The organism is Gordonia malaquae NBRC 108250 (assembly GCF_000344135.1).
In the GTDB taxonomy this organism is placed as follows: Bacteria; Actinomycetota; Actinomycetes; order Mycobacteriales; family Mycobacteriaceae; genus Gordonia; species Gordonia malaquae.
Genome location: NZ_BAOP01000016.1, coordinates 23,520 through 47,393 on the forward strand (window position 1 = coordinate 23,520; position 23,874 = coordinate 47,393).

The following is a 23,874-nucleotide window of genomic DNA, read 5'->3' on the forward strand; positions in this document are numbered from 1 at the left end:
CTGTGAAGGTCGCCATCGCCGGAGCCGGCGCAGTCGGTCGAGCCATCGCCCGGGAACTGCTGCTCAACGAGCACGATGTGACGCTGTTCGAGAAGGATCCGTCGCATATCGACAGGGAGGCCGTCGCGGGCGCCGTCTGGGTGCACGCCGACGCGTGCGAGCTCGACGACCTCGAGCGCACTCAGCTGCAGACGTTCGACGTCATGGTCGCGGCGACAGGCGACGACAAGGCCAATCTCGTCGTGAGTCTGCTGGCCACCACCGAGTTCGCAGTGAACCGTGTGGTCGCCCGCGTGAACGATCCGCGGAACGAGTGGCTGTTCAACGACGACTGGGGCGTCGACGTCGCCGTGTCGACCCCACGAATGCTCGCCTCGCTCGTCGAAGAGGCCGTGTCTGTCGGCGACCTCGTCCGACTGATGACCTTCCGTCAGGGACAGGCGAACCTCGTCGAGTTGACGCTGCCCGACGACACTCCCCTCGCGGGTAAAGCGGTCCGGCGTCTGCATCTTCCTCACGACGTCGCGCTCGTCGCGATCATTCGCGGCAAGCGCGTGATCGTCCCGCAGCCCGACGACTCACTCGAGGGCGGTGACGAACTCGTCTTCGTCGCTCCGGAGGAGTCCGAGGCGGAGTTGCATCGCGTGATGCAGCTCCCGGTGTGACCGCGAACTACTACCTTCCGTAGTAGGGACCTTCGTCCCACTGGCATAGGACCGATTGTCACGACATCGCCACAGGTCATGCGACCTGCACCACGATCCATAGTGCCCTTGCGCATCCTCGTGCTCAGATCGATTCAGGCGGCCCCGAGTCGCCTCCGCCTCGGCGGATCGACAAGCGAGGAGTACTGAGAGACATGATCTCCGATGACAGCCGCACCATGCTCGAGGCGACACTGCCTGCAGTGGAGGGCGCCCTCGGCGCAATCACCGAGAACTTCTACCGACGCATGTTCGACGCCCATCCCGAGCTGCTGTCGGACCTGTTCAATCGAACAAATCAGAAGAACGGTTCCCAGCCGATGGTCCTGGCCGGGTCGATCGCGGCGTTCGCCCGACTGCAATGCGAGCCGGATCTGGAGCTCCAGCGCACGATCATCGAGCGGATCGCGCACAAGCACGCATCACTGGGCGTCGTCGCCGACCAGTATCCGATCGTCCACGAGCACCTGTTCGCGGCGATCGTCGAGATCCTCGGCGAGGCGGTCACCCCTGAGGTCGCCGCGGCGTGGGACGAACTGTACTGGGAGATGGCCCACGTCCTGATCGGTCGCGAGAGCGAGCTGTACTCCGCGGCAGGCGTCGTCCCCGGTCAGGTGTGGCGCACCGTGCGCGTCACCGAGCGCGACCAGGTGTCCCCGGACGCCGTCTCGTTCACCGTGGCCGCGAGTGACGGCACAGCGCTCCCCGGCTTCGTGCCGGGACAGTACGTGTCGGTTCAAGTTCCGCTGGCCGACGGCGCGCACCAGATCCGCCAGTACAGCCTGACGGGAGCGGCCGGGGAGCCGACGTGGCGATTCAGCGTGAAACTCGACGGCGAAGTGTCGTCGTGGCTGCACGAACACAGCTTCGCCGGCGACGACCTGTCCGTCAGCACTCCGTTCGGTGATCTGACCCTCCCCGACGACGACGGCCCGCTGCTCCTCGCGTCGGCAGGCATCGGGTGCACACCGATGATCGGCATCCTGCATCATCTGGTCAGGACCGGGGACACCCGGCCAGTGCAGGTGATGCACGCCGACCGCTCGCGCGCTCGTCAGCCGCATCGCGGCGAACTCGGCGAACTCGTGGCCCAGCTGCCGGGCGGGACCCTGTACCAGTGGTACGAGCACGGGGTCAGTGCAGAACCGACGACGCGCATCGGTCTCATCGACCTGGCCGACATCCCGGTCGACCCCGCGGCGACCGCGCTCGTGTGCGGGCCGACGGGCTTCATGAGTGCGGTCCGCGACGCTCTCGTCGATCGCGACGTGCCCGCCGACCGGATCCACTTCGAGACATTCGGCGGCGTCCGGTGACAGTCGGTCACGCACTCGCGACCGCGGCGACGTTCCTATGGCTGGGCATGGTGCTCGCGATCTCGTTCATCGAGGCGCCGTTGAAGTTTCGCGCGCCCGGGATCACGATTCCGCTCGGACTCGGCATCGGCCGACTCGTGTTCCGCGCACTGAACGCCGTCGAGGTCGTGTGGTCGATCGTGCTGGTTGTCGTCGTGCTGCTCGGTGACGGGTGGACGCGCGGCGCGGTCATCGCGGGCGGCGTGGCGATCGCCGCGCTCGCGTGTCAACTGATCGCGGTACGTCCAGCGTTAACCCGGCGGTCGGATGCGGCGCTCGCGGCGCCCGACGAGATCTCGGAGACCCGGAGTCGCGCGCACCTGTGGTACGTGGGCCTCGAAGCGATCAAAGTGGTCGCACTGGTCGTCGCCGGAGCGAGCCTGCTGTCCGCGTGAAGCGCGGGTAGCGACATAGGGCGCGTCTGCCGAGCAGACGCGCTCTTACTCGTCTGTCGAGTGAAGTTCGTACTCGGGGTTGTAGACGACCTTCATGCCGTCGGCGTTCGCCACCCGACCTCGGACGGTGATGCGCCGCCCCGGCTCGATGCCCGGGATGCGATTGCGGCCCATCCACTTGAGGATCACGGTGTCGGTGCCGTCGAAGAACTCGGCGCGCACTCCCGTGTGGGAGTTGCGCGAACACGTCTCGACCGAGCGGAGCTCGCCGATCATGACCGCGTGGGCGCCGCGGGTGCATTCGCGGGCGGGCTGAACGCCGGTGGCGTGCTGTGCACTGGCCTCCCGACACTCACGTTGTACTCGCTCGTCCTCGATGTCCTCGAGATCCTCGGTGAGCATCTTGCTCAGCCGCTTGAGCAGACCGGTGTTCGTCATTCCCATCCTCCGGGCGTACCCCGTCGAAGTCGTTTGCGCCCTCACCCTACTCCCCGTGCAAGATCGTTGTATGCGCACTGTCATCGTGATGCCGGGCACAGGGTCGGACGCCGACTTCGTCCGCCGCGTCTTCGCTCCGCACGCCGCCTCCATCGAAGCCGAACTGCACTGCCTCGAGCCCGAGGCGAACCTCGTCGACAGCTATCTGACCAGGATTGATGCGATCGCCGCCCGCTCGGACCGGGTGATCGTCGGCGGCGTCTCGATCGGTGCGGCGATCGCGGTGGCATGGGCGAGCGATCCGGCACACGTTGACCGTTGCGACGGCGTGCTCGCCGCGCTCCCGCCGTGGTCGGGTGCGCCGGGCGACTCACTGGCGTCTCTGTCGGCGCGCATCACCGCCGACGCCATCGAGGACAACGGTCTCGAACACAGCGTGGCCGCGATGGTCGACGGCAGTCCGGACTGGCTCGGCGCCGAGCTGGCCCGCTCGTGGCGGTCGCTGCACCCACGGGGCCTCGTCGCTCAGCTCCGGGCGGCTTCCGTGTTCACCTGTCCGACGCTGGACGACATCGCAGGGCTGCGCGTCCCGCTCGGTGTCGCCGTCGCTCCCGACGATCCGCTTCATCCCGCCGACGTCGGACGCGCCTGGGCGTCGGCAGCACCTCGCGGCGCCGTCGTCGAGACGCCGCTCACTGAGTTCGGACCGGACGAGGCGCTCCTCGGCGCCGCATGCGTCCGCGCGTGGCGGACCGCATCGGCGACCAGCGCGAACCTCTGACAGATCAGCGCCTGCGGCGACCGCGGAGGCGAGAGAGGGCCGAACCGCGGGACCCGGGCTGCGGATCGGCGGCTTCGGGCGCCTGCGGCTCCACCTCATCGACGACGGCCTCCGCCTGCGGGGCGGCAACCGGAGCGTCTTCGGTGAACACCGTCGCCTTGGCGCTCTGAGCGACTGCGCCTCCGGGGACGACGTCGCCCTCGGCGGGCGAACTCGTGGGCGCGGGTGCTGCGGACAACGGCTCGGATCGCGGTCCGCCGCCCTGTTTGTCGGCCATCTGCTGCTGCGCCGCGGCCACCTGTTCGGCGAGCACGGGCGGCAGGACGATCGGCAGCACGTCGCGCGGAGGGAAGGGCTGATTGCCGCGGCGGACGACTGTCTCGGCCAGCACCGCTCGCGCGAGCTGGGCGAGCTGTTCGTCGCCCTCATCGGGGCCGCTGGCGACGAGGCGGACCATCCAGCGCGAACCGTCGACGCCGATGAAGCGGTGGTGACCGCCGGGCACCCGCGCGACGACCTCTCGGCCCCAATGCCCGTCTTCGATCGACGTGGAGGCGCCCTCGGCACGCAACGACTCGGCGAGCTCGCGGACCACTTCGCGCCAGAGCCCGCCGCTGCGCGGAGCGGCGAACGCGTGAATGCCGATCCGTCCGACAGGCGTGACCAGGTACACGGCTTCCGGCTGATTGTCGCCGGACATCTCGACGGTCACCTGACCGCCTTCGACCACGGGCATCAGGACCGACCCCAGGTCGAGGTGCGAGTTGGTGAGTTCGTCGGGTGAGCTCGCGAGGTCGTCGATGTCGTACGGGCCGCCCGCCTCGCCGATCCGCTTGGTGCCACTCATGACTGTGTCTCCTCGTCGCTCGGTGTGCTGGTGGTGAGGGCGGCGTGCCCGCCGCTTGAGCCGTATCCGCCGTCGCCGCGCACGGTGTCGTCGAGCTCGTCGACCTCGACGAGTTCTGGAAGTTCCACGCGCTGAACGAGCAGCTGGGCGATCCGGTCGCCGCGACGGATGGTGATGGTGTCGTCCAGATCGTGGTTGATCAGGCACACCTTGATCTCACCGCGGTACCCGGCGTCGATGGTGCCCGGCGTGTTGACGATCGACAGACCCGCGCGAGCGGCCAGACCCGACCGGGGGTGGATCAGCCCGACAGTGCCGATGGGGAGCGCGATGGCTATCCCGGTCCCGACCAGGGCTCGGCGTCCCGGTTCGAGCTCGAGATCCGACGCGGCGAAGAGGTCGACGCCCGCGTCGTCGGGATGGGCTCGCACCGGCAGTGGGAGTCCACTGTCCAAGCGGCGGATGCGCAACGGCGGGTACGTCTGCGTTCGGCCCTGCGTGGTTCGGCTCTGCGTGGTCACCCCCGCAGAGTACTAGCCGACAGCCCGACTAATCTGGGAGGCGTGACGGAATCCTCCAAGACCGCCCCTTCGCGTGCCGACCGGTACTCCGAACGGCTCACCGCACCCTGGTGGTGGTGGCTCGCCGGCGCGGCGTTGACCCTTGTCCTCGGCTACGAGATCCAGCTCGCCGCCTACCGGCAGTCGTGGAGCGTGGTCGCTTATCCCCTGCTGGGCGCCCTGATCGCATGGGGCATCTGGTCGATGGGACGCACCCACATCCGGATCGACGCGGACGGCGCCGTCCATGCGCACAAGGCGGTCCTGCCCGCCGAGGTGATCTCACGGGGTGCGGCCATCGGACCGTCGCAACGCAGCGCGGCGATGGGCCGCCAGCTCGACCCGGCCGCATTCCTGATCCACCGGTCCTGGATCAAGTCGATGGTGCTGCTCGTGTTGGACGACCCGGACGATCCGACGCCGTACTGGCTCGTGTCGACGCGCCACCCGGAGAAGATCCTCGAGGCCCTGGAGATGACAGACGCCGCACGGGACTAGGTCCCGTACGGCGTCGGTTGGACGATGCTGTCGACGCTCAGGCGCAGTCGACGCAGATCAGCTCGGTGCCGTTCTGCTCAGCGCGCCGGTTGCGGTGGTACACGAGGAAGCAGCTCGTGCAGGTGAACTCGTCGTCCTGCTTAGGGACCACGCGCACCGACAGTTCTTCGCCGGAGAGGTCCGCGCCAGGCAGCTCGAACGACTCCGCGGTGTCACCTTCGTCGACGTCGACGTCGCCGGACTGTGCTTCGTTTCGGCGCGCCTTCAGTTCCTCAAGCGAGTCCTCGGCGAGATCGTCGTCGTTGGTCCGCCGGGGCGCGTCGTAGTCAGTTGCCATTGCCTGCCTGCCTGGATTGTCTGGAGTGTTTTGTCGTGTCCGGTCATTCATCGCTGGATCCGCCGAGATTATTCCCGTCGCCAGCAGATCATCACGGGATCGAAGACTTGTGGTCTTGCATCCCGCCATAAGTCTCCATGCATATGACCTTGGGCGCCCGTACTCTAGGTGAGACTTCACGGCGTGTCAAGAGTGCCACGTCATTCACCCGTTCAGAGGACAATCTTGATGATCCGCCACCGGCGCGCCGGTGAGTCACCGGCATCGCCGCGCAACTAGAGTGGTGCCGACTGACCTCACGGAAGAAGGTGCACGGCGACGTGGTCTCGAAAATCGCTACCGGTTACACAACCGACTCGAAGGGTCGCCCCTTCATGCGCCGGAATCTGCTGCCTGGCCTCATCGTGATCGCTGTCCTGGCTGTCGTGGCGGTGTCGGCGTGGGCGTTCGCGTTCAGCGGCCGCGGCGACGACACCGTGCAGACCGATTGCACCCTCGCAAGCGGCGCCGACCTGACCGTCGTCGACAGTTCGGAGATGCGGAGCGTGGCGCCTGCCGCACTGAGCACCTTCGGCGTTCGGGTCTTGAACTCCGCCGCCGCACGCGGTTCGGCCCGTTCGGTGAGCGACGACCTCGCTTCGCTCGGCTACCGCGGCGCGGATCCGGCGTACGCCGACGACACCGTGTATCCGAACCGCGACCTCAACTGCGTCGCCCAGATTCGATTCGGCTCGGCCGGTCAGGCTGCCGCGGCCGCGGTCTGGCTGGTCTCGCCGTGCGCTCAGCTCGTGAACGACGGGCGTAAAGGCACCGACGTCGATCTGGCTCTCGGCGAGTACTACACGTCCACACAACCGACGCAGGACGCACAGTCGGCAATCGAGGCACTGCGGGTCGCGTCGCCGAAGCAGAAGCAGTCCCCGGTCGACGAGTCGCTGCTCGACGCGGTGCACGGCCAATCCTGCTGAGTCACCGCGCGTCGAGGTCACCGCGCGTCGAGCGCAGTCGAGACGGTCTCAGACTTCCGGCAGCGCCTCGGTGGCGCCGATCTCGGCGAGCATCACCATGAAGTCGTCGGCGATGCCGGGTGCGATGGCGATCGTCGGGTCGCCGTCGCTCGCCCGGGAGTCGGGTGCCGGGAGCACCACGTGCGCTCCCGCCTCGGCCGCGATCAGTCCACCGGCCGCCCAGTCCCATGGACTGAGTCCGTGCTCGATGTGGGCATCGACGGCGCCGGACGCGACCATGCAGAGGTCGAGGGCGGCCGCACCCATGCGACGGAGATCCCTGACCCGCGGAAGCATGCGCGCGACGATCTCGCCCTGGGCTCGTCTGCGTCCCGCCGCGTAGGCGAAGCCCGTCGCCACGAGCGCAAATCCGATGTCGTCGATCGCATTCGCGCGCAATCGGATCGGTTCGCCTTCCGGCGCTTGCGCCGTTCCCGGGCACGAGTACGCACCGCCGTCGCGCCATGCCCAGTACGTGATGCCGCGGGCCACGTCGACGACGGCCCCCGCGACCGACTCCCCGCCGATCTGGGCGGCCACCGAGACCGCGTATGCGGGGATCCCGTAGAGGAAGTTGACGGTACCGTCGATCGGGTCGACCACCCACCGGACCCCGTCGGGGACGCTGAGTGCACCACCGGCCTCCTCGCCCAACACCGCGTCGCCGGGTCGGCGGACTCGCAGGAGGTCGCGGACGAGCGCTTCGGTCTCGGTGTCGGCGACGGTGACCGGGTCGGTCGGAGTCGACTTCGATGTCACGGCGTCGTTTCCCGGCGCCGTCCCGGTCGGTGCGAACAGTTCGGCGCGCCGCGAACGGACGTGTGCGGCGGCGGTCTCGGCTACGGAACGGGCTACGACTGCGAGGTCGGCGGCATCGACTGCCGCCGAAGATGCTGACCGGGTCACGAATCCGAGTCTACGGCGCGCGGCGACGCGCGACTCCACGCACTACTCTCGTCGATATGAACGATGCAGCGTCCGGTGGAGCACGCGTCACGTACCTCGGAGCGGACGGCAGTCACTCCCCCTCCCCTCACCTCGGCTTCGGCATCGACGTCGGCGGGTCCGGCATCAAGGGCGCGATCGTCGATCTCCGGACCGGTTCGTTCGTCGGCGAACGTCACCGCATCGCGACCCCGCAGCCGGCCACCCCGGACGCCGTCGCCCGCACTTGCGCCGAGATCACCGACCACTTCGGGTGGACGGGCCCGGTCGGGATCACCGTGCCCGGGATCGTGCGCGACGGTGTCGTGCGGTCGGCCGCCAACATCGACCCCACGTGGGAGGGTGTTGAGCTCCAACCGCTGTTCGGCTCTCATCTGGGCGGTCGCACGGTGGTCGGCCTCAACGACGCCGACGCGGCAGGTCTCGCCGAATTGCGTTTCGGAATCGGGCGGGACACGCTCGGTCCGATCGACGAGTCGGGAACTGTGATCCTGCTGACGATCGGCACCGGGATCGGATCGGCACTGTTCCACAACGGCGGACTCGTCCCGAACACCGAGTTCGGGCATCTCGAGGTCGGCGGCAAGATCGCCGAGCATCGTGCATCGGCGAAGGTCCGGGAGGACAAGGGCTGGTCGCTGTCGAAATGGGCACGGAAGTTCTCACGCGTGCTCACACACTACGAACGGATCTTCTCGCCGGACCTGTTCGTCATCGGCGGCGGCATCAGCTCGAAAGCGGACATATGGCTGCCGATGGTGACGATCGAAACGCCGATTGTGGCGGCGGAACTGCGCAACACAGCGGGCATAGTAGGCGCAGCGATGGCCGTTGACGAGGGTCTGCGCATGTGACCTTGGCGGCCGCGAGGTTACAATGGAACACATCGGTCCCGCACCGAGCCCTCTAGCCCCTTCGCCCACGGCCCCACGTCCCATTCAGCGGACGCAGCCAGCCGTGCCGTGAGTTCAGTCGAAAGGTCGTACGTGGCAACCACAGAGTCCACCGACACACCGGTCGAGGCCGCCGCCGACGCGGCGCCCGCCGCCAAAAAGGCCCCAGCCAAGAAGGCTCCGGCTAAAAAGGCTCCGGCCAAGAAGGCCGCCGCCAAAAAGGCTCCGGCCAAGAAGGCCGCCGCCAAGAAGACTGCGGCGAAGAAGACCACCACCGCCGCCAAGAAGACGGCCGCGAAGAAGACCGCAGCCAAGAAGGCCGGTCCCGTCGATGAGAATCCCGACGTAGACGGTCCCGAGAACCTCGAGGACATCGACGACGCCGACATCGACCTCGGCGACGAGGAACTGGTCGTCGACGAGCCCGCAGAGACCAAGCCGGCCGCGAAGGGCCGCAAGGCGGCAAGCGCCAAGGCGAAGGACGACGACGCCGACGCGAAGTCCGGCGACTTCGTCTGGGACGAAGAGGAGTCCGAAGCACTCCGGCAGGCCCGCAAGGACGCCGAGCTCACCGCATCGGCCGACTCCGTCCGCGCGTATCTCAAGCAGATCGGCAAGGTCGCACTGCTGAACGCCGAGGAGGAGGTGGAGCTCGCCAAGCGCATCGAGGCCGGGCTCTTCTCCACCGAGCGCATGCGCCGGATCATGGAGTCGGGTGAGAAGCTCACCGTCGCCCAGCGTCGCGACCTGTCGTGGATCGCACGCGACGGCAACCGCGCCAAGAATCACCTGCTAGAAGCGAACCTTCGCCTGGTCGTGTCGCTCGCCAAGCGCTACACGGGCCGCGGCATGGCGTTCCTGGACCTCATCCAGGAGGGCAACCTCGGCCTGATCCGCGCGGTCGAGAAGTTCGACTACACCAAGGGCTACAAGTTCTCCACGTACGCCACCTGGTGGATCCGTCAGGCCATCACCCGCGCCATGGCCGACCAGGCCCGCACCATCCGAATCCCGGTGCACATGGTCGAGGTCATCAACAAGCTCGGTCGCATCCAGCGCGAACTTCTCCAGGACCTGGGCCGCGAGCCCACACCGGAGGAGCTCGCCAAGGAGATGGACATCACGCCGGAGAAGGTGCTGGAGATCCAGCAGTACGCGCGTGAGCCGATCTCCCTCGACCAGACGATCGGTGATGAGGGCGACAGCCAGCTCGGCGACTTCATCGAGGACTCCGAAGCAGTTGTGGCCGTGGACGCCGTCAGCTTCACGCTCCTGCAGGATCAGCTCCAGGATGTGCTCGACACACTGTCCGAGCGCGAAGCCGGCGTGGTCCGCCTCCGGTTCGGCCTCACCGACGGCCAGCCGCGCACACTCGACGAGATCGGCCAGGTGTACGGCGTGACGCGCGAGCGCATCCGCCAGATCGAGTCGAAGACGATGAGCAAGCTGCGGCACCCGAGCCGCTCGCAGGTCCTCCGCGACTATCTCGACTGACCGCACGACAGCGTTGCGATCCACCGGCGGGTGTCCGCCGGGTCGATGACGTCGTCGAGTTCGAACGTCGCGGCTGCGCTGAGAGCCCTGCCCCGGCGGTACATCTCGGCGACGAGCGTGTTGTACAGGTCCGCTCGTGCTTCCTCGTCGGCGACGGCCGCGAGTTCTTTGGCGAACCCGAGACGGACCGCGCCTTCCAGGCCCATGCCGCCGATCTCGCCGGTCGGCCAGGCGACGGTGAACTGGGTGGCCCGGAAGCTGCCTGCTGTCATCGCCATCGCACCGAGGCCGTATCCCTTGCGCAGAATGAACGCGCCCATCGGCACGGTCATCCTCGCGCCGACCGAGAAGAGGCGGGAGAAGCGTCGGACGGTGGCCTTCTCCTCCGACTCCGGACCCACCATGAAGCCCGGGGTGTCGCAGAATGAGACCACCGGCAGCCCGCGCAACTGACAGAGTTCGAGGAACTCGGCGAGCTTGTCGGCGCCGTCGGCGTCGATCGCTCCGCCCAGGTGGAGGGTGCTGTTGGCGACGAACCCGAACGGTCGGCCCTCCACCCGAAGGAAACCGGTGACGATGCCCTTCGCGTAGTCGGCTCGCAGTTCCAGGACCGAGCCGAGGTCGGCGACCGAGGCGATGACGGTGTGCACGTCGTAGGCACGCAGCCGGTTCTCCCCGATCGCGTGCCGCGCAGCCCTGGCGTCGGGGGCAGTCCACCCGTCGATCGGACCCTGGAAGTACGCGAGCACCTGTCGGGTGAGGCGAACCGCGTGCGCCTCGTCGTCGGCGACGATGTCGACGACCCCGTTCCGACGTTGCACGTCGATCGGTCCGACGGCTTCGGGCGGGTACTCGCCGAGCCCGCCACCGGAGATCATCGCGGGTCCACCCATGCCGATGGTGGCGTCGGGAGTGGCGATGATGAGATCACACGCGCCCGCGAGGGCCGCGTTGCCGGCGAAGCACCGTCCGGACACGACGGCGATGGACGGCGCGAGGTCGCGGATCTTCGCCATCGACCGGAAAGTCGGCACGTCGAGTCCCGCGACGATGTCGTAGTCGGTGTCCCCCGGCCGCCCGCCGCCGCCCTCGGTGAAGAAGACGACGGGCACGCGGCGCGACAGGGCGACCTCGAGGAGCCGATCGGTCTTCGCATGGTTGCGCCAGCCCTGTGTTCCGGCGAGAACGGTGTAGTCGTACGACATCACCACGGCCGTCGAGCGATCGCGGCCGAAATGATCGATCCCGATCGTCGCGACACCGCCGACGAGGCCGTCGGCCGGAGTCTGCGCGATCAGCTCCTCTTCGGATCGCCTGGCCTTCTGGGCGGCGACCGCGAGCGCACCGTATTCGACGAACGTCTCCTCGTCGACGAGGTCGGCGATGTTCTCGCGCGCCGTCCGCCGCCCGATGCGCCGCCGCTTGGCCACCGCTTCCGGACGTGCCTCGTCGAGCGTCATGCGATGGCGCTCGTCGACCTCGTCGAGGTCGGCCCTGCGCCGATCAAGGTCGAGATCAGCGTCGCCCGCGCAATCGAAGCCGTCGCCCGCCGGCCGGTAGACGACAAGGGCCGCACCGGCCGACACCGTCCGGCCGACCGCCGACCCCACGCTCACGACCTCGACATCTGTCTCGGCGAGCACCTCGTGCTGCATCTTCATCGCTTCGAGCACAGCAAACGGAGTCCCGGCAGGCACGACCGCGCCCACCTCGGCGAGGTCGACGACAGTCCCGGTCAGCGGTGCGGCGACCGCACGCTCATCGTCGGAGAGGTCGAGAACGACATCGGCCGCGCTCGTGTCGGCCTCCGGTGCGAGCGACCCGATCCGCCGATCGAGGTATCCCGTGTCGACCGGGCCGCTGAGGAACTCGTCGTCGGTGAGGATCGCCCGCAACACGCCGATCGTCGTCGCCGGTCCGTCGATCACGAACTCGGCCAATGCCCGGTCGGCCTTGGCCATTGCCGCGGACAGGTTCGGTGCGCGCACGATCACCTTGGCCAGCAGCGAGTCGTAGCGTGTCGTCGTCTCCAGCCCGGGCACGCCGAACGTGTCGACCCGGACGCCGGGACCGACCGGCGGGCTGAACGAGGCGAGCACTCCACCGGTCGGTGCGGCGGCGCCGTCGGCCGTCAACGACTCCATGTTCACGCGTGCCTGAACCGCAGAGCCCGATGCCCGCGCAGGTGTCCCCGACACCTGGCCGCCGCGCGCTGTGACACCGTCGGGCAGCCCGCAGTCGGCGAGTGAGCCACCGTCGGAGATGATCAAGCCGGCCGCGACCAGATCCACACCGGTGACCTCCTCGGTGACCGTGTGCTCCACCTGGATGCGCGGGTTCACCTCGAGGAACACCGCACGGTCGTCGGCGACGAGGAACTCCACGGTGGCGAGTCCCACGAGGCCTGCCGCGGCGCACAGGCGGGCCGCGTCGGAATGCAGGCGGAGGCGGAACTCGTCCGACAGCGCGGGCGCCGGCGCGATCTCGATGAGCTTCTGTCTCCGGCGTTGCACACTGCAGTCGCGGTCGCCGAGTGCCGTCGCCGCGGTGCCGTCGCCGACCACCTGGACTTCGATGTGCCGTGCTCCGGTCAACAATTCCTCGGCGAACACCCTGGGGTCGCCGAAGCCGAGATCAGCCTCGGCGACGGCGGCGCGGTAGGCGCGCGTCAGGTCTCCACCTCGGGCGACCTCCCGCATACCGCGTCCACCGCCGCCCGCGAGGGCCTTCAGCATCACTCCGCCCGGCAAGGCCTCCGCGAACGCCTCGATCTCGGACAGGTCGGCGGCGCCGTTCGTCCCGGCCAGGACATCGAGTCCGCAGTCGACCGCGGCCGCCCGCGCCGCGAGCTTGTCGCCGAACCTGCGAAGCACGGCGGGACTCGGGCCGACGAATCGGATACCGGCATCGGCGCACGCCTGGGCGAAGTCCGCATTCTCGGCGAGGAAGCCGTACCCGGGGTGGATCGCATCGGTCGCCGTCGAGTCGGCGATCCGCAGGATCGCGTCGACGTCCAGATACGCGGCGGGCCCTTCGCCCGGCAGTGCACAAGCCTCGTCTGCCGCGGCGACATGTGGTGTCGCCGCGTCGTCGGCCGCATGAACGGCCACCGTGTGGACTCCCCTCTCTTGTGCGGTGCGAATGATGCGCAGGGCGATCTCGCCGCGGTTCGCGATGAGCAACTTCATTCCGCACCGCCCGACACAGTCGCCGCCGCCCGTTCGAGGAGGTCGCCCTTGCGGATCTTGCCGGTGGCCGTCATCGGGAGGGCGTCGACGATGACGATCTCCGGCACCTTGTAGGTGGCGAGGTTCTCGCGGGCCCACGCTTCCAGTTCAGTTCTGTCGTGACCGCCGTCGACGGTCACGACGAACGCCACCGGTACCTGTCCCTTGGCCGCGTCCGGGCGTGGGACGACCGACACCGCCGCTATTCCGTCGTGCAGTCTCATCAACGTCTCCACTTCGGACGGGAACACGCTCATGCCGTTGATCTTGATCATCTCCTTGGTGCGGGCGAGATAGTGCAGTGCACCCCACTCGTCGAAGCGTCCGAGGTCGCCGGTCTGCAGCCAGCCGTCGACGATGCTCGACGCGGTCGCTTCAGGATTGTCGAGGTACCGGGTCATGATCGACGGACTGCGCACGATGATCTGGCCCGTGCCGCCGACCTCGACAGGGATTCCGCAGTCGTCGACGACGAGGATCTCCGTGCCCGGCACCGGGAGACCGCAGAACACCGGGTCCGCTCGGAGGTCTCGATCGTCGTGTTGGAAGCCGAGCGTGAACGTGTCCGCGGTGTGGGTCTCGGTCATGCCGTACGACGCTTCCCGCAGGACGGTGCCGACCTCGGTCCGCCATCGGGCCCTGATGTCCGGGCTCAGACGGGTCACGAACGAGACCGCGAGTGTTGAGGTCAGCGACGCGAGCGCCGCCGGGTCCAGGTCGGCGAGCTCAAGAATCTCGAGGTAGTTGTCGACGGTCGCGACCAGGTCGGTCACCCGGTTGTCCCGGATCGCGTCGACGACGACGGCGGCGTCCCACCGGGTGAGAAGGACCACGCGCTGCCCGTTGATCAACGACTTCAGGATGCCGAAGTCCTCCCCCGCGATCCAGAAGACGGGCAGGAAGTTGAGCGGGACGCTGTCGGGCTCCCCGATCTGCTGGCCGGAGGCGAGGGTTGCGGTGGCGGCGGTGTAGGCCATGTGCCGTTGGGTGTGCTCACATCCCTTGGGCATCCCGGTGGTGCCGCCGGTGTAGTTGAGCGCGGCGAGGGCGTCGGGATCGGCAGGGCGGATCGGCGCGCGTGGCGCCGCCATGACGTCGGCCCAGTCTCGGCCTGGATCGGGACGCAGCAGGTCGTCGATCGCAGTCGTCGCCACGACCCGAAGCGACGTGTCAGCGCGAATGCCGTCGACGAGGTCCAACTGGTCGGGCGAGGTCAGGAGCACGGTCACGTCCGCGTCGACAAGCTCATGACGCAGTTCGAACGCCTTGAACATCGGGTTGACCGGCACGTGCACCGCTCCGGTCTTGAGGATTCCGAGCATCGCGATGAGAAACTGCGGGCAGTTCGCCAGGTGAACGCCCACGCGATCTCCCGGCTCGACTCCGACTGAGGAGAGCCAACCCGCGAACCGGTCGGACGCGTCGTTGTACTCCGCGTACGTGATGTCGTGACCGTAGAACGAGATCGCGACCGAGGCGGGGCGCGTCGCCGCCCAGTGGCGCAGATGGTCGACCATCGTCGCTCGACCGGCCGGGTAGACGATCTCCCTCCCCACCTCCTCCGGCCAGTTCGCGATCTGCACCGCGGTGATCTCCGCGAGTGCGGCTTCGAGGGCGTCGGACATGTGGGCTCCCTGTCGGGTGGTGGCGAGTGGGTGTCAGCCGCCTTGAACTCCGATGAGTCGTTCGGTGACGGCGATGATGTCGAGGATGAACTGCTCTTTGTGCGCGTCGTCGGCGCCCGCGGCGCGTTTTGCACCGTGGTGGATGGCAAATCCGATGATCTGCACAAGACGTTCTGGGTCGAGGGTCGGTTCGATGGCTCCGTCGGGCAGGTTGCGCAGGTAACGCGCGTAACCGGCGTTCCGACGGTCGACACCCGCATTCCAGATGGCGGCGACGGCCGGGTCGATGGTCGCGCTGACGTCGATCAGCGCGACGAGCCCGCCCATCGACGTGATCGCGTCCACGTACGCGCGTGTGGTCGCGGCGAGGATCTGACGCGTGGACGCGTCCTCGAGGCCCACGAGACTCTGTGTGCGGGACAGATCCTCGGTGACCCGCTCGACGAGGGCGAGAAAGATCTCGTCCTTCGAGCGGAAGTACGCGTAGAACGTCGGACGCGACGTGTGTGCACGACCGGCGATCATCTCGACGGTCACACCGGCGTAGCCGAATTCGTCGAAACAGTCGGCGGCGGCGTCGATCAACTGGGTGCGGCGTGCGGCTCCGGCGTCTTTGCGACTGGCCCGTGCACGCTCTTGGGCGTTGCTCACGCTGACAGTCTGCTGTGACATTGTCGGCCTTTCAAGGACGCCGGAGCGAGCTGCGCCGTCAGGCTGCAGCGGACAGACCGGGCACTGCCACCGGATCGTTGCGGACGGCTTCGGCGTTGGTCTCCGGGAGTCGCCACGCGCAGTACATGGTGACGACCGCCATCGCGGCGAGGTAGAGCGACACGCCCGCGGTCGATGCGGTCTCGGCGATGATCCACGTCATCAGCAGCGGCGCCACGCCGGACACCGCGACGGCCGCGAGCTGGTAGCCGAGCGACGCGCCCGAGTACCGCAGGCGAGGCTCGAACAGTTCTGCCATGAATGCCGCGAGAGGACCGTAGGTGAGCGACTGCCCGCAGCTGCTGATCAGCATCGCGAAGAACAGCAGCACGCCCGAGGTGGTGTTGGCGAGCCAGAAGAACGGGAACGCCCACAGCAGCAGCACTCCTCCGCCGAGGATGATCAGCGGACGTCGACCGACGCGGTCGGACACCTTGCCCGCCCACATGACCGCGAACGGCATGATCAGCGAAACGGCCATCACCGCCGTGAGGACGGTGTTGCGGTCCATGCCGAGGCCGTTCTCGTCGGGCGACTTGGTCGCGTAGGCGAGGAAGCCCGCGATCGCGACGTAGAACGCCGAGTTGGTGGCCGCGAGGAGTCCGGCTCCGAGCACGATCTTGCGCCAGTGGAAGCGAACGGCTTCCGACAGCGGAGCCTGCGCGACCTGTTCGCCGTCACCGCGCTTGGCTTCGGCTTCGGCCTGCAGCGCCCGGAACTCGGGCGAGTCCTCGACCTTGAAGTGGATGTAGAGGACGACGGGGATCAGCGCCGCGCTCGCCCAGAACGGGATGCGCCAGCCCCAGCTGAGGAACGCGGCGTCGGAGACGAGGCTGTTGACGACGATCATCGAGAGGTTGCCCAGGACCAGTCCGAGCGGCACACCCATCTGGCCGAACGTCCCGGCGAAGCCGCGGCGCTTCGGGCCTGCGGATTCGGTGAGAAGCAGAACAATTCCTCCCCACTGCCCACCGCACGCGAGACCTTGGATGAACCGGAGTGCCACCAGCAGGATCGGCGCGGCCGAACCGATCGCCGCCGCCGACGGCAGACAACCGATGAGGAACGTCGCGAGCCCCATCGAGATGAGGCAGATGAGGACCATCGGTTTGCGGCCGATCTTGTCGCCGTAGTGGCCGGCGAGGATGCCGCCGAGCGGCCTGGCGATGAAGCCGATCGCGAACGTGCTGAACGCGAGCAGGGTGCCGACGAGTGCGGATGCGTCCGGGAAGAACACCTTCGGGAAGACCAGCGCTGCGGCGGTGCCGTAGACGAAGAAGTCGTACCACTCGATGGAACTGCCGAACAGTCCTGCGGCGAGCAGTTTCCGGTGGGCGGAGCGGTCGGGTGCTCCTACTCCCGTTGTCGTCGAGACGGACTCTGTCATTGATCTCCTCCAACTGTGAATGCGTGACCTCTGTCACGATATTGCTTTACATTGACGTCAACGTCAACGGATTCGGGTGAAAAACTGCCCCGCCTCCGAGGAGCCCTCGGGACGGGGCGGTCGCGCGTGTCGTCAGTTCACGACGTGCGCAGTTCGCGTTTCAGGATCTTTCCGGTGGCGCCCTTGGGAAGTTCGGCCACGAACACCACTGATCGCGGGTACTTGTACGCCGCCAACTGCTCTTTCGCGAAGGTAATCACGTCGGCCTCGGAGAGGTCGGCTCCATCGCGCACGGCGACGTACGCGACCACCTCCTCGCCCAGCCGATCATCCGGCGTGCCGATCACGGCCGCCTCGACGACATCGGGATGCGAGTACAAGACCTCTTCGATCTCGCGGGGATAGACGTTGTATCCGCCGCGGACGATCATGTCTTTGAGCCTGTCGACGACGAAGTAGTAGCCCTCGTCGTCGCGATACCCCAGATCACCGGTGTGCAGCCATCCGTTGCGGAGAGCATCGGCCGTCGCGTCCGGCCTCTTGTAGTACCCCTTCATGATGTTGTGTCCGCGGACGAGGAGTTGTCCGACGTTGTCGGTGCCTGCGGACAGCGCGTTCCCTTCGTCGTCGATCACCTTCATCTCGACGCCCCACACGGGTTTGCCGATCGAGAGCACCTTCCGCTCGGTGGCGCTGACGTTGAACGTCGTGGTGCTCGCGGTCTCCGACAACCCATAGCCCTCCAGGACGACAAGGCCGGTGAACTTCGCCTCGACCGCTTTGATCACCTCCCCGGGGATGGACGCGCCGCCGGACACCGCCGCTCGCAGCGTCGAGAGGTCGCGACCGGTCGCATCCGCCTCGGCGAGCGCCACGTACATCGTCGGCACACCGGCGAACACGGTCGCTCGCCGACGTTCGATCTCGTCGATGACGGCGGTCGCGTCGAACCGCGGCAGGAGCGCGACCGAGGCGCCCCACCGTGTCGTGGCGTTCAGCACACTCGACAGGCCGAAGACGTGGAACAGCGGAAGAACGCCGATCGACACGTCCGACGCCGACATGCCGAACAGTTCCGGAGCCACGGTGCAGTTCATGTAGAGCTGGTAGTGAGTCAGTTCTGCGCCCTTGGGCCGACCCGTCGTGCCCGAGGTGTAGAGCAGCACCGCGGTGTCGTCCGCCGACGTCGGATGGAGATCGTCGAACGGAGGGGCGTCGAGGAGGCTGTCGAACGCGACCGAGCCGTCTGGCAGCTCCGTGCCCAGCGGCACCACGACGACGTCGGAGACGCCGGCCTCCGCCGCACCCTCGACGGCCCCCGCCAGGGAGAACACCGACGTGATCAGCAGCCGGGTGTCGCTGTCGTCCAGGTGGTACGCCATCTCGCGCGCAGTGAACAATGGATTCAACGGGACCATGGTGAGACCGGCCCGCAGAATGCCGAAGTACGCGTACACGAACTCGGGGACGTTGGGCACTTGGACGGCGACCTTGTCGCCGGGCTGCAGGCCGCGGTCGCGCAACGCGGTCGCGACACGACGCGACCGGTCGTCGACCTCGCGGTAGGTGATAGTCGCATCGCCCATGTACAGCATCGGCGCAGACGGCGCCGCCGTCACCGACTCCTGCAGCATGATCGCCAGGTTGAATGACATGTCTTCTCCTTTCGTCGGTGATCGTCAGGCCGGAAGGTCCGCGAGGTCGGCGAGCGCGGCGCGGTGCCGTCCTGGAGTTCCGAAGGCGATCTGATCGGCCTTGGCTCGCTTCAGATACAGGTGAGCGGGATGCTCCCACGTCATGCCGATGCCGCCGTGCAACTGCACCGCCTCCTCGGCGGCCCGTACCGCGTGATCACCGTTGTATGCGGCCGCGACAGCGCTCATCGGCGCCGTCTCCTCGTGACCGACACCGAGGTCGGTCGCCGCCACGGCGGCCGCTCGAGCGATCGCCGACGCCTGCTCGGTATCGGCGTACAGATCGGCGAGCCGATGCTTGATCGCCTGGAATCCTCCGACGACACGTCCGAATTGGCGACGCTGCTGCAGGTAGGCGACCGTCTCGGTCACGCACCAGCGCGCGACCCCGGCCTGTTCTGAGGCCAGCAGAGCAGCGCCGAGCCGCAGGCCGGCACGGACCGCAGAGTCCGCGTCGTCGACGATCCGGCGACCGCGCGATGCGTCGAACGTCACGTCTGCGACGGGCCGGGTCATGTCGAGTGAGGAGACCGGCGTGACCGCGGCGTCGGCCCGGTCGACGGCGTACAAGCCTCCGTCCGAGCCGGGCACGATGAACACTGTGGCGGCTTCAACCCCTGCGACCGACCGCACCGTCCCGGTGAGACCGCTCTCCCCGACCTGCACCGTCGGAGCGGTCGAGTACGGGCCGGCGGACAACGGGACCGCGAGAGCTGCAACGACCGAGCCGTCCGCCAGACCAGGCAGCAGAGCGGTGTCGCCCGCCTCCTGAAGGACCGTTGTCGCGACGACGGCGCTGGTCAGCATGGGGGTGCGGACGGGCAGTGCGCCCAGCTCCTCGAGGACGACCGCCGCCACGGCAGGGGTCGCGCCTGCTCCGCCGAACTCCTCGCCGATCAGTAGTCCGGCGAGTCCGAGTCCGGTCATCTCGGGCCACAGGTCGGGCAGTGCGGCGCCGTCATACGCCGCGATCAACTGATCGACGTCGACGCGGCGAGACAGCAGGTCACGAACCGCGGAACGCAGATCCTCTTCCACCTCGTCGGGCAGCAGGGTGGGCACATAGTCAGTGCGGTCGATGGGGCCGGCGTGTTCGGTCATTTCGCGACGTCCTTCCAGGGGATGTCCTTGTCGACGCGGTGTTCGGGCGGCAATCCGAGCACACGTTCGGCGACGATGTTCCGCAGGATCTCCGATGTCCCGCCTTCGATCGAGTTGCCTTTGGCTCGCAGGTAGCGGTATCCGGCGTCGCGCCCGAAGAAGTCGACGCGGTCGGGTCGCACCATCGTCCAGTCCGAATAGCGCAGGCCGTCGGCGCCAAGGATCTCCAACTCCAGTCCGGACAACTGCTGATTGATGCGTGCGAACGACAGCTTCATCGCCGCACCCTCCGGTCCGGGTTGACCGGACGCCAGCTTCTGCCCCAGGCGGACGCCGGTCACCCTCGCGACCTCGGAGTCGACCCACAGTCTCAGCAGGTCGTCGTGCAGATCCGGGGTCCGCAGATCCGGACGGTCGCGCCAGGTCTGCGCGACGACTCCGATCATGCCGTCCTCACGTCGCGCCGCGCGGCCGCCGATCGCGACCCGCTCATTGTTCAGCGTGGCGTTGGCGACCTCCCAGCCCTGGCCGACGGCTCCGAGCCGACGGCTGTCGGGAATCCGGACGTCGGTGAGGAACACCTCGTTGAACTCGGCTTCACCGGTGATCTGGCGGAGTGGACGGACGTCCACTCCGGGGTCGGTCATGTCGCACAGGAAGTACGTGAGCCCCCGGTGCTTGGGCACGTCACCGTCCGTGCGAGCGACGAGGATCGCCATGGCGGCGTTGTGCGCGCCGGAGGTCCACACCTTCTGCCCGTTGACGACCCAGTCGTCGCCGTCGCGGACGGCCCGCGTCGCGACGGCGGCGAGATCGGACCCGGCGCCGGGTTCGCTGAAGAGCTGGCACCAGATCTCCTCCCCCGTCCACAGCGGTCGGAGGAATCGGTCGATCTGTTCCGGCGTTCCGTACCGCAGGATGGTCGGCGCGGCCATGCCGAGACCGATCCCGTTGACTTCGCTGCGATTGCCGGGCGATCCCGCCTCGGCGAACAGCCGCTCCACCTCGGGCTGCAGGGAGCGCGACAGATCGAGACCGCCGCGTCCCACCGGGTAGTTCACCCACGCCAGACCCGCGTCGTAGCGCGCGCGGAGCCACTCCAGTGGCTCCGTCGTGGCCGGGTCGTGGTCGGCGAGGAACGATCGGACCAGGGTGGTCACGTCGACGGTCATCACACGCCTCCTTCGTAGACGACCCGTCCGACGGTCACTCCGTCGGCGAGCCGCTGGAGGCCGTCCGGGACGTCGGCGAGCGCAAGCCGCTCGCTGACCAGCGGCGCGATGAGTCCGGCGTCCGCGAGACGCGTGAGTTCGGCGTGGCATTCACCGACCAGCTCGGGAGCCATCTTGTTGTAGAGACCCCAGTGGAGGCCGACGATCGAGTAGTTCTTGATGAGGGCGTGGTTGAGAGCGGTCTCGGTGATCGCTCCGCCGGCGAAACCGATCACCAGGATTCGGCCTTCGAAGGCGATGCACTTGGTCGACCGCAGGTAGGTGTCGCCGCCCACCGGGTCGTAGATCACGTCGGCGCCACGCCCGCCGGTCTCGGCCTTGACGACCTCGACGAAGTCCTGCGTGTGTCGGTCGACGACGACGTCCGCGCCGAGTCGCCTGGCGACGTCGGCCTTCGCCTCGCCCCCGACCACGCCGATGACACGCGCACCGGCGGCTTTGCCGAGCTGGATGGCGGCGCTTCCGACACCACCGGCCGCGGCGTGGACGAGCAGGGTCTCACCCGGCTGAATGTTCGCGCGGCGATGCAGACCGAACCAGCCGGTCTGGTAGCCGATGAACAGCGAGGACGCCTGCGCGTCGTTCAACGAGGCGGGCGCGGGGAATGTCTCGGTCGCTGACATCAGCGCGTACTCGCCGAAGCCGCCGTACGGCAACACCGCACCACCGAGAACCCGGTCGCCGACTGCGAACCCGTCGACGCCGTCGCCGAGTGCAGTGATCTCACCGCACAGTTCCACACCGGGTGTGAACGGGAGCTCCGGGCGAACCTGGTACAGCCCCCGGCACATCAGGACGTCGGGGAAGTTCGCCGCCGACGCGAGGACTCGGACGGTCACCTGGCCGGGGCCCGGAGCCGGGATGTCGATCTCGACCGCTTCGAGTACCGCGGACGGTTCCCCGAGGCTTGTCACGTGCCATGCCTTCACTGCTTGCCTCCTTGTGAGGTCGCATCGTCCAGTCGCTGCTGGAGCTTGTTCATTCCGGCGAGCCACTTGTCGGTCTTGGCGGCTCGCACCTGGTAGTAGCCGGCCACTTCGGCGTGCGGAAGGATGAGGAAATCGTCACCCTCGAGAGCCTTCTCGACTGCCGCCGCGACGTCGTCGACGGTCAGCGCGACGTCGTGACTGAGCAGTTCCTCCAGTTCGCCCGACTGTGCGAGCATGCGCGTCTGCACACCTTGCGGGCAGATGGCCTGCACCACGATCCCGCGGTGGCGGTAGGTGGTCGACAGCCATTCGGCGAACGCGACGGCGCCGTGCTTGGTCACCGAGTAGGCGGGTGCGCCGAGCATGGTGAGCAGACCCGCGGCTGAGGCCGTCACGACGAAGCGCCCTCCGCCGCGTTCGATCCACTCGGGAACGAGGCGACGCGCGGCGTGCACGTGAGCGAGCACGTTGACGTTCCACGACAGATCCCAATCCGCGTCGGTCGCGTCGAGTCCCCTGCCTCGGTCGACGCCGGCGTTGGCGAACCAGGCGTCGATCGGTCCGTACGCTGCCCGCGCGGTGGTGATGAGTGCGTCCACGCCCTCCTGCGACGCGGCGTCGCCGGGCGCCGCGAGTGCGGTGCCACCTGCCGCGATGATGTCGTCGACCGTCCGTTGCGCACCGTCGGCGTCGAGGTCGGCCACCACCACACGTGCACCTCTGCGTGCCATCGACGTCGCCAGTCCGGCACCGATGCCGTTGCCCGCACCCGTCACTACAACGGTGGAGCCTGCGGGATCGAAGCCGGGCATCAGGCGCCACCGCCCAACGTGACGCCGCCGTCGATGACGAGCGTCTGGCCCGTCATCCACCCCGCATCGTTCGAGAGGAGGAAGGCCACGACCGAACCGATGTCGTCGGGCTCGCCGAGCCGCTTCAGCGGGTAGGCCTGCGAGACCTCGTCTTCGCGCCCCTCGTAGAGCGCGGTGGCGAACTTGGTCTTCACGACCGCCGGGGCCACGGCGTTGACCCGGATGTTCGGGCCGAGTTCCCACGCGAGCTCTTCGGTCAGGTGGATGACCGCGGCCTTCGACACTCCGTAGAACGCGATGCCCGGCGCCGGCCGCAGACCGGCGATCGATGCGACGTTGACGATCGCGCCCCCGTGCTCAGCTTGCCATGCGGCGTTGACCGCCTGGGTCCACCGCAGAGCGGAGATCACGTTGACATCCATGATCTTGCGGGCGGCGTCGGGGTCGATCTGCATGATCGGGCCGTACACCGGGTTGATCCCGGTGTTGTTGACAAGGAGGTCGGCACTGCCGAACGCCTCGATCGTCTTGGCGACGGTGTCGGCCTGATGATCGGGATCGTCGGCGCGGCCTGCGACGGCGAGTGCGACGTCGGGGCCTCCGAGTCGAGCGACGGCGTCGTCGAGCGCGTCCTGCTTGCGTGCGGTGATCGTGACCTTGGCGCCCTCGGCGACCAGCCGCTCCGCGATCGCCAGCCCGATGCCGCGACTGGCGCCGGTGACGATGGCCGTCTGTCCCTTGAAACGCTGGGGATCGATCTGAACCACGGAAAGCCTCCTGAAGTGAACACAGTTGATTACTAAGCGCTTGCTTAGTGTTACGATTCACAATGCCTGACACTGAGATGTTCGTCAACCGTTCTTCGGAACTAGACCCGACTCACACCGCAGGCGAGACCATCG

23 protein-coding genes are annotated in these 23,874 nt (G+C 67.9%); 8 read left to right on the forward strand and 15 right to left on the reverse strand.

Annotated elements, in window-relative coordinates:
- Nucleotides 1-2 precede the first annotated feature (2 nt).
- The 3 genes from GM1_RS12015 to GM1_RS12025 all read left to right on the forward strand — a co-directional run bounded on the left by GM1_RS12015 (nucleotide 3) and on the right by GM1_RS12025 (nucleotide 2,454).
- Nucleotides 3-665, forward strand: coding sequence for a potassium channel family protein (locus tag GM1_RS12015; protein WP_008379189.1), 663 nt, complete (start codon nucleotides 3-5; stop codon nucleotides 663-665).
- A gap of 194 nt (nucleotides 666-859) precedes the next feature.
- On the forward strand, nucleotides 860-2,020 hold the full coding sequence (locus GM1_RS12020) for a globin domain-containing protein (RefSeq protein WP_008379191.1): 1,161 nt from the start codon (nucleotides 860-862) through the stop codon (nucleotides 2,018-2,020).
- Nucleotides 2,017-2,454, forward strand: coding sequence for a hypothetical protein (locus GM1_RS12025; protein WP_008379194.1), 438 nt, complete (start codon nucleotides 2,017-2,019; stop codon nucleotides 2,452-2,454). The genes GM1_RS12020 and GM1_RS12025 overlap by 4 nt, the downstream gene beginning before the upstream one ends.
- 45 nt (nucleotides 2,455-2,499) lie before the next feature.
- Here the strand turns inward: GM1_RS12025 and GM1_RS12030 are convergent, their stop codons facing one another.
- Nucleotides 2,500-2,892: an OB-fold nucleic acid binding domain-containing protein gene (locus GM1_RS12030; RefSeq protein WP_008379196.1), complete on the reverse strand. Its 393-nt coding sequence runs from the start codon at nucleotides 2,890-2,892 to the stop codon at nucleotides 2,500-2,502.
- A 70-nt stretch (nucleotides 2,893-2,962) separates the two neighbouring features.
- Between GM1_RS12030 and GM1_RS12035 the strand changes: the two genes are divergently transcribed.
- On the forward strand, nucleotides 2,963-3,673 hold the full coding sequence (locus GM1_RS12035; RefSeq protein WP_008379198.1) for an alpha/beta fold hydrolase: 711 nt from the start codon (nucleotides 2,963-2,965) through the stop codon (nucleotides 3,671-3,673).
- Nucleotides 3,674-3,677: 4 nt separating this feature from the next.
- Here GM1_RS12035 and GM1_RS12040 read toward each other — a convergent pair whose 3' ends face one another.
- Together GM1_RS12040 and dut are read right to left on the reverse strand one after the other, a co-directional pair.
- A complete protein-coding gene (locus GM1_RS12040; protein ID WP_008379200.1) occupies nucleotides 3,678-4,520 on the reverse strand; it encodes a DUF3710 domain-containing protein in 843 nt (280 codons plus the stop codon).
- Complete coding sequence (gene dut / locus GM1_RS12045; protein WP_008379202.1) at nucleotides 4,517-5,041, reverse strand: dUTP diphosphatase; 525 nt, start codon at nucleotides 5,039-5,041, stop codon at nucleotides 4,517-4,519. The genes GM1_RS12040 and dut overlap by 4 nt, the downstream gene beginning before the upstream one ends.
- Nucleotides 5,042-5,083: 42 nt before the next feature.
- Between dut and GM1_RS12050 the strand changes: the two genes are divergently transcribed.
- Nucleotides 5,084-5,578: a DUF3093 domain-containing protein gene (locus tag GM1_RS12050; protein WP_008379203.1), complete on the forward strand. Its 495-nt coding sequence runs from the start codon at nucleotides 5,084-5,086 to the stop codon at nucleotides 5,576-5,578.
- Nucleotides 5,579-5,615: 37 nt separating this feature from the next.
- On the opposite strand, the gene GM1_RS12055 is transcribed toward GM1_RS12050, so the two are convergent.
- Entirely contained in the window at nucleotides 5,616-5,915 is a 300-nt protein-coding gene (locus GM1_RS12055; protein WP_008379205.1) for a DUF4193 domain-containing protein, read from the reverse strand.
- A 320-nt stretch (nucleotides 5,916-6,235) separates the two neighbouring features.
- Between GM1_RS12055 and cei the strand changes: the two genes are divergently transcribed.
- Nucleotides 6,236-6,883, forward strand: coding sequence for an envelope integrity protein Cei (cei, locus tag GM1_RS12060; RefSeq protein ID WP_040520023.1), 648 nt, complete (start codon nucleotides 6,236-6,238; stop codon nucleotides 6,881-6,883).
- A gap of 48 nt (nucleotides 6,884-6,931) precedes the next feature.
- On the opposite strand, the gene GM1_RS12065 is transcribed toward cei, so the two are convergent.
- Entirely contained in the window at nucleotides 6,932-7,828 is an 897-nt protein-coding gene (locus GM1_RS12065) for an inositol monophosphatase family protein (RefSeq protein ID WP_052005399.1), read from the reverse strand.
- Nucleotides 7,829-7,884: 56 nt separating this feature from the next.
- On the opposite strand from GM1_RS12065, the gene ppgK reads away from it, so the two are divergent.
- Both ppgK and GM1_RS12075 read left to right on the forward strand, forming a co-directional pair.
- Entirely contained in the window at nucleotides 7,885-8,721 is an 837-nt protein-coding gene (gene ppgK, locus GM1_RS12070; protein WP_008379211.1) for a polyphosphate--glucose phosphotransferase, read from the forward strand.
- A 132-nt stretch (nucleotides 8,722-8,853) separates the two neighbouring features.
- Nucleotides 8,854-10,254, forward strand: a complete 1,401-nt coding sequence (locus GM1_RS12075) for an RNA polymerase sigma factor (RefSeq protein ID WP_008379213.1) — start codon at nucleotides 8,854-8,856, stop codon at nucleotides 10,252-10,254.
- Here the strand turns inward: GM1_RS12075 and GM1_RS12080 are convergent.
- The 10 genes from GM1_RS12080 to GM1_RS12125 all read right to left on the reverse strand — a co-directional run bounded on the left by GM1_RS12080 (nucleotide 10,242) and on the right by GM1_RS12125 (nucleotide 23,739).
- A complete protein-coding gene (locus GM1_RS12080; protein ID WP_008379215.1) occupies nucleotides 10,242-13,442 on the reverse strand; it encodes an acetyl-CoA carboxylase family protein in 3,201 nt (1,066 codons plus the stop codon). The genes GM1_RS12075 and GM1_RS12080 overlap by 13 nt on opposite strands.
- Nucleotides 13,439-15,106: an AMP-binding protein gene (locus tag GM1_RS12085; RefSeq protein WP_008379217.1), complete on the reverse strand. Its 1,668-nt coding sequence runs from the start codon at nucleotides 15,104-15,106 to the stop codon at nucleotides 13,439-13,441. The genes GM1_RS12080 and GM1_RS12085 overlap by 4 nt, the downstream gene beginning before the upstream one ends.
- 33 nt (nucleotides 15,107-15,139) lie before the next feature.
- Nucleotides 15,140-15,757, reverse strand: a complete 618-nt coding sequence (locus GM1_RS12090) for a TetR/AcrR family transcriptional regulator (protein WP_223291343.1) — start codon at nucleotides 15,755-15,757, stop codon at nucleotides 15,140-15,142.
- Between the two features lie 58 nt (nucleotides 15,758-15,815).
- Nucleotides 15,816-17,204 carry an MFS transporter gene (locus tag GM1_RS12095; protein ID WP_008379220.1) on the reverse strand — a complete coding sequence of 463 codons (1,389 nt, stop codon included), beginning with the start codon at nucleotides 17,202-17,204 and terminating at the stop codon, nucleotides 15,816-15,818.
- Between the two features lie 137 nt (nucleotides 17,205-17,341).
- Nucleotides 17,342-18,859, reverse strand: a complete 1,518-nt coding sequence (locus GM1_RS12100; protein ID WP_008379222.1) for a long-chain-fatty-acid--CoA ligase — start codon at nucleotides 18,857-18,859, stop codon at nucleotides 17,342-17,344.
- Nucleotides 18,860-18,883: 24 nt separating this feature from the next.
- Nucleotides 18,884-19,999 (reverse strand): acyl-CoA dehydrogenase family protein, encoded by a 1,116-nt coding sequence (locus GM1_RS12105; RefSeq protein ID WP_008379224.1) that lies wholly within the window; start codon nucleotides 19,997-19,999, stop codon nucleotides 18,884-18,886.
- Entirely contained in the window at nucleotides 19,996-21,171 is a 1,176-nt protein-coding gene (locus tag GM1_RS12110) for an acyl-CoA dehydrogenase family protein (protein ID WP_008379226.1), read from the reverse strand. The genes GM1_RS12105 and GM1_RS12110 overlap by 4 nt, the downstream gene beginning before the upstream one ends.
- Nucleotides 21,171-22,160 (reverse strand): NADPH:quinone oxidoreductase family protein, encoded by a 990-nt coding sequence (locus GM1_RS12115; protein WP_008379228.1) that lies wholly within the window; start codon nucleotides 22,158-22,160, stop codon nucleotides 21,171-21,173. The genes GM1_RS12110 and GM1_RS12115 overlap by 1 nt, the downstream gene beginning before the upstream one ends.
- Nucleotides 22,157-22,972, reverse strand: a complete 816-nt coding sequence (locus tag GM1_RS12120; RefSeq protein ID WP_008379229.1) for an SDR family NAD(P)-dependent oxidoreductase — start codon at nucleotides 22,970-22,972, stop codon at nucleotides 22,157-22,159. The genes GM1_RS12115 and GM1_RS12120 overlap by 4 nt, the downstream gene beginning before the upstream one ends.
- Nucleotides 22,972-23,739 carry an SDR family oxidoreductase gene (locus GM1_RS12125; protein ID WP_008379231.1) on the reverse strand — a complete coding sequence of 256 codons (768 nt, stop codon included), beginning with the start codon at nucleotides 23,737-23,739 and terminating at the stop codon, nucleotides 22,972-22,974. Before GM1_RS12125 ends, GM1_RS12120 begins: the two co-directional genes overlap by 1 nt.
- Nucleotides 23,740-23,874: the final 135 nt, after the last annotated feature.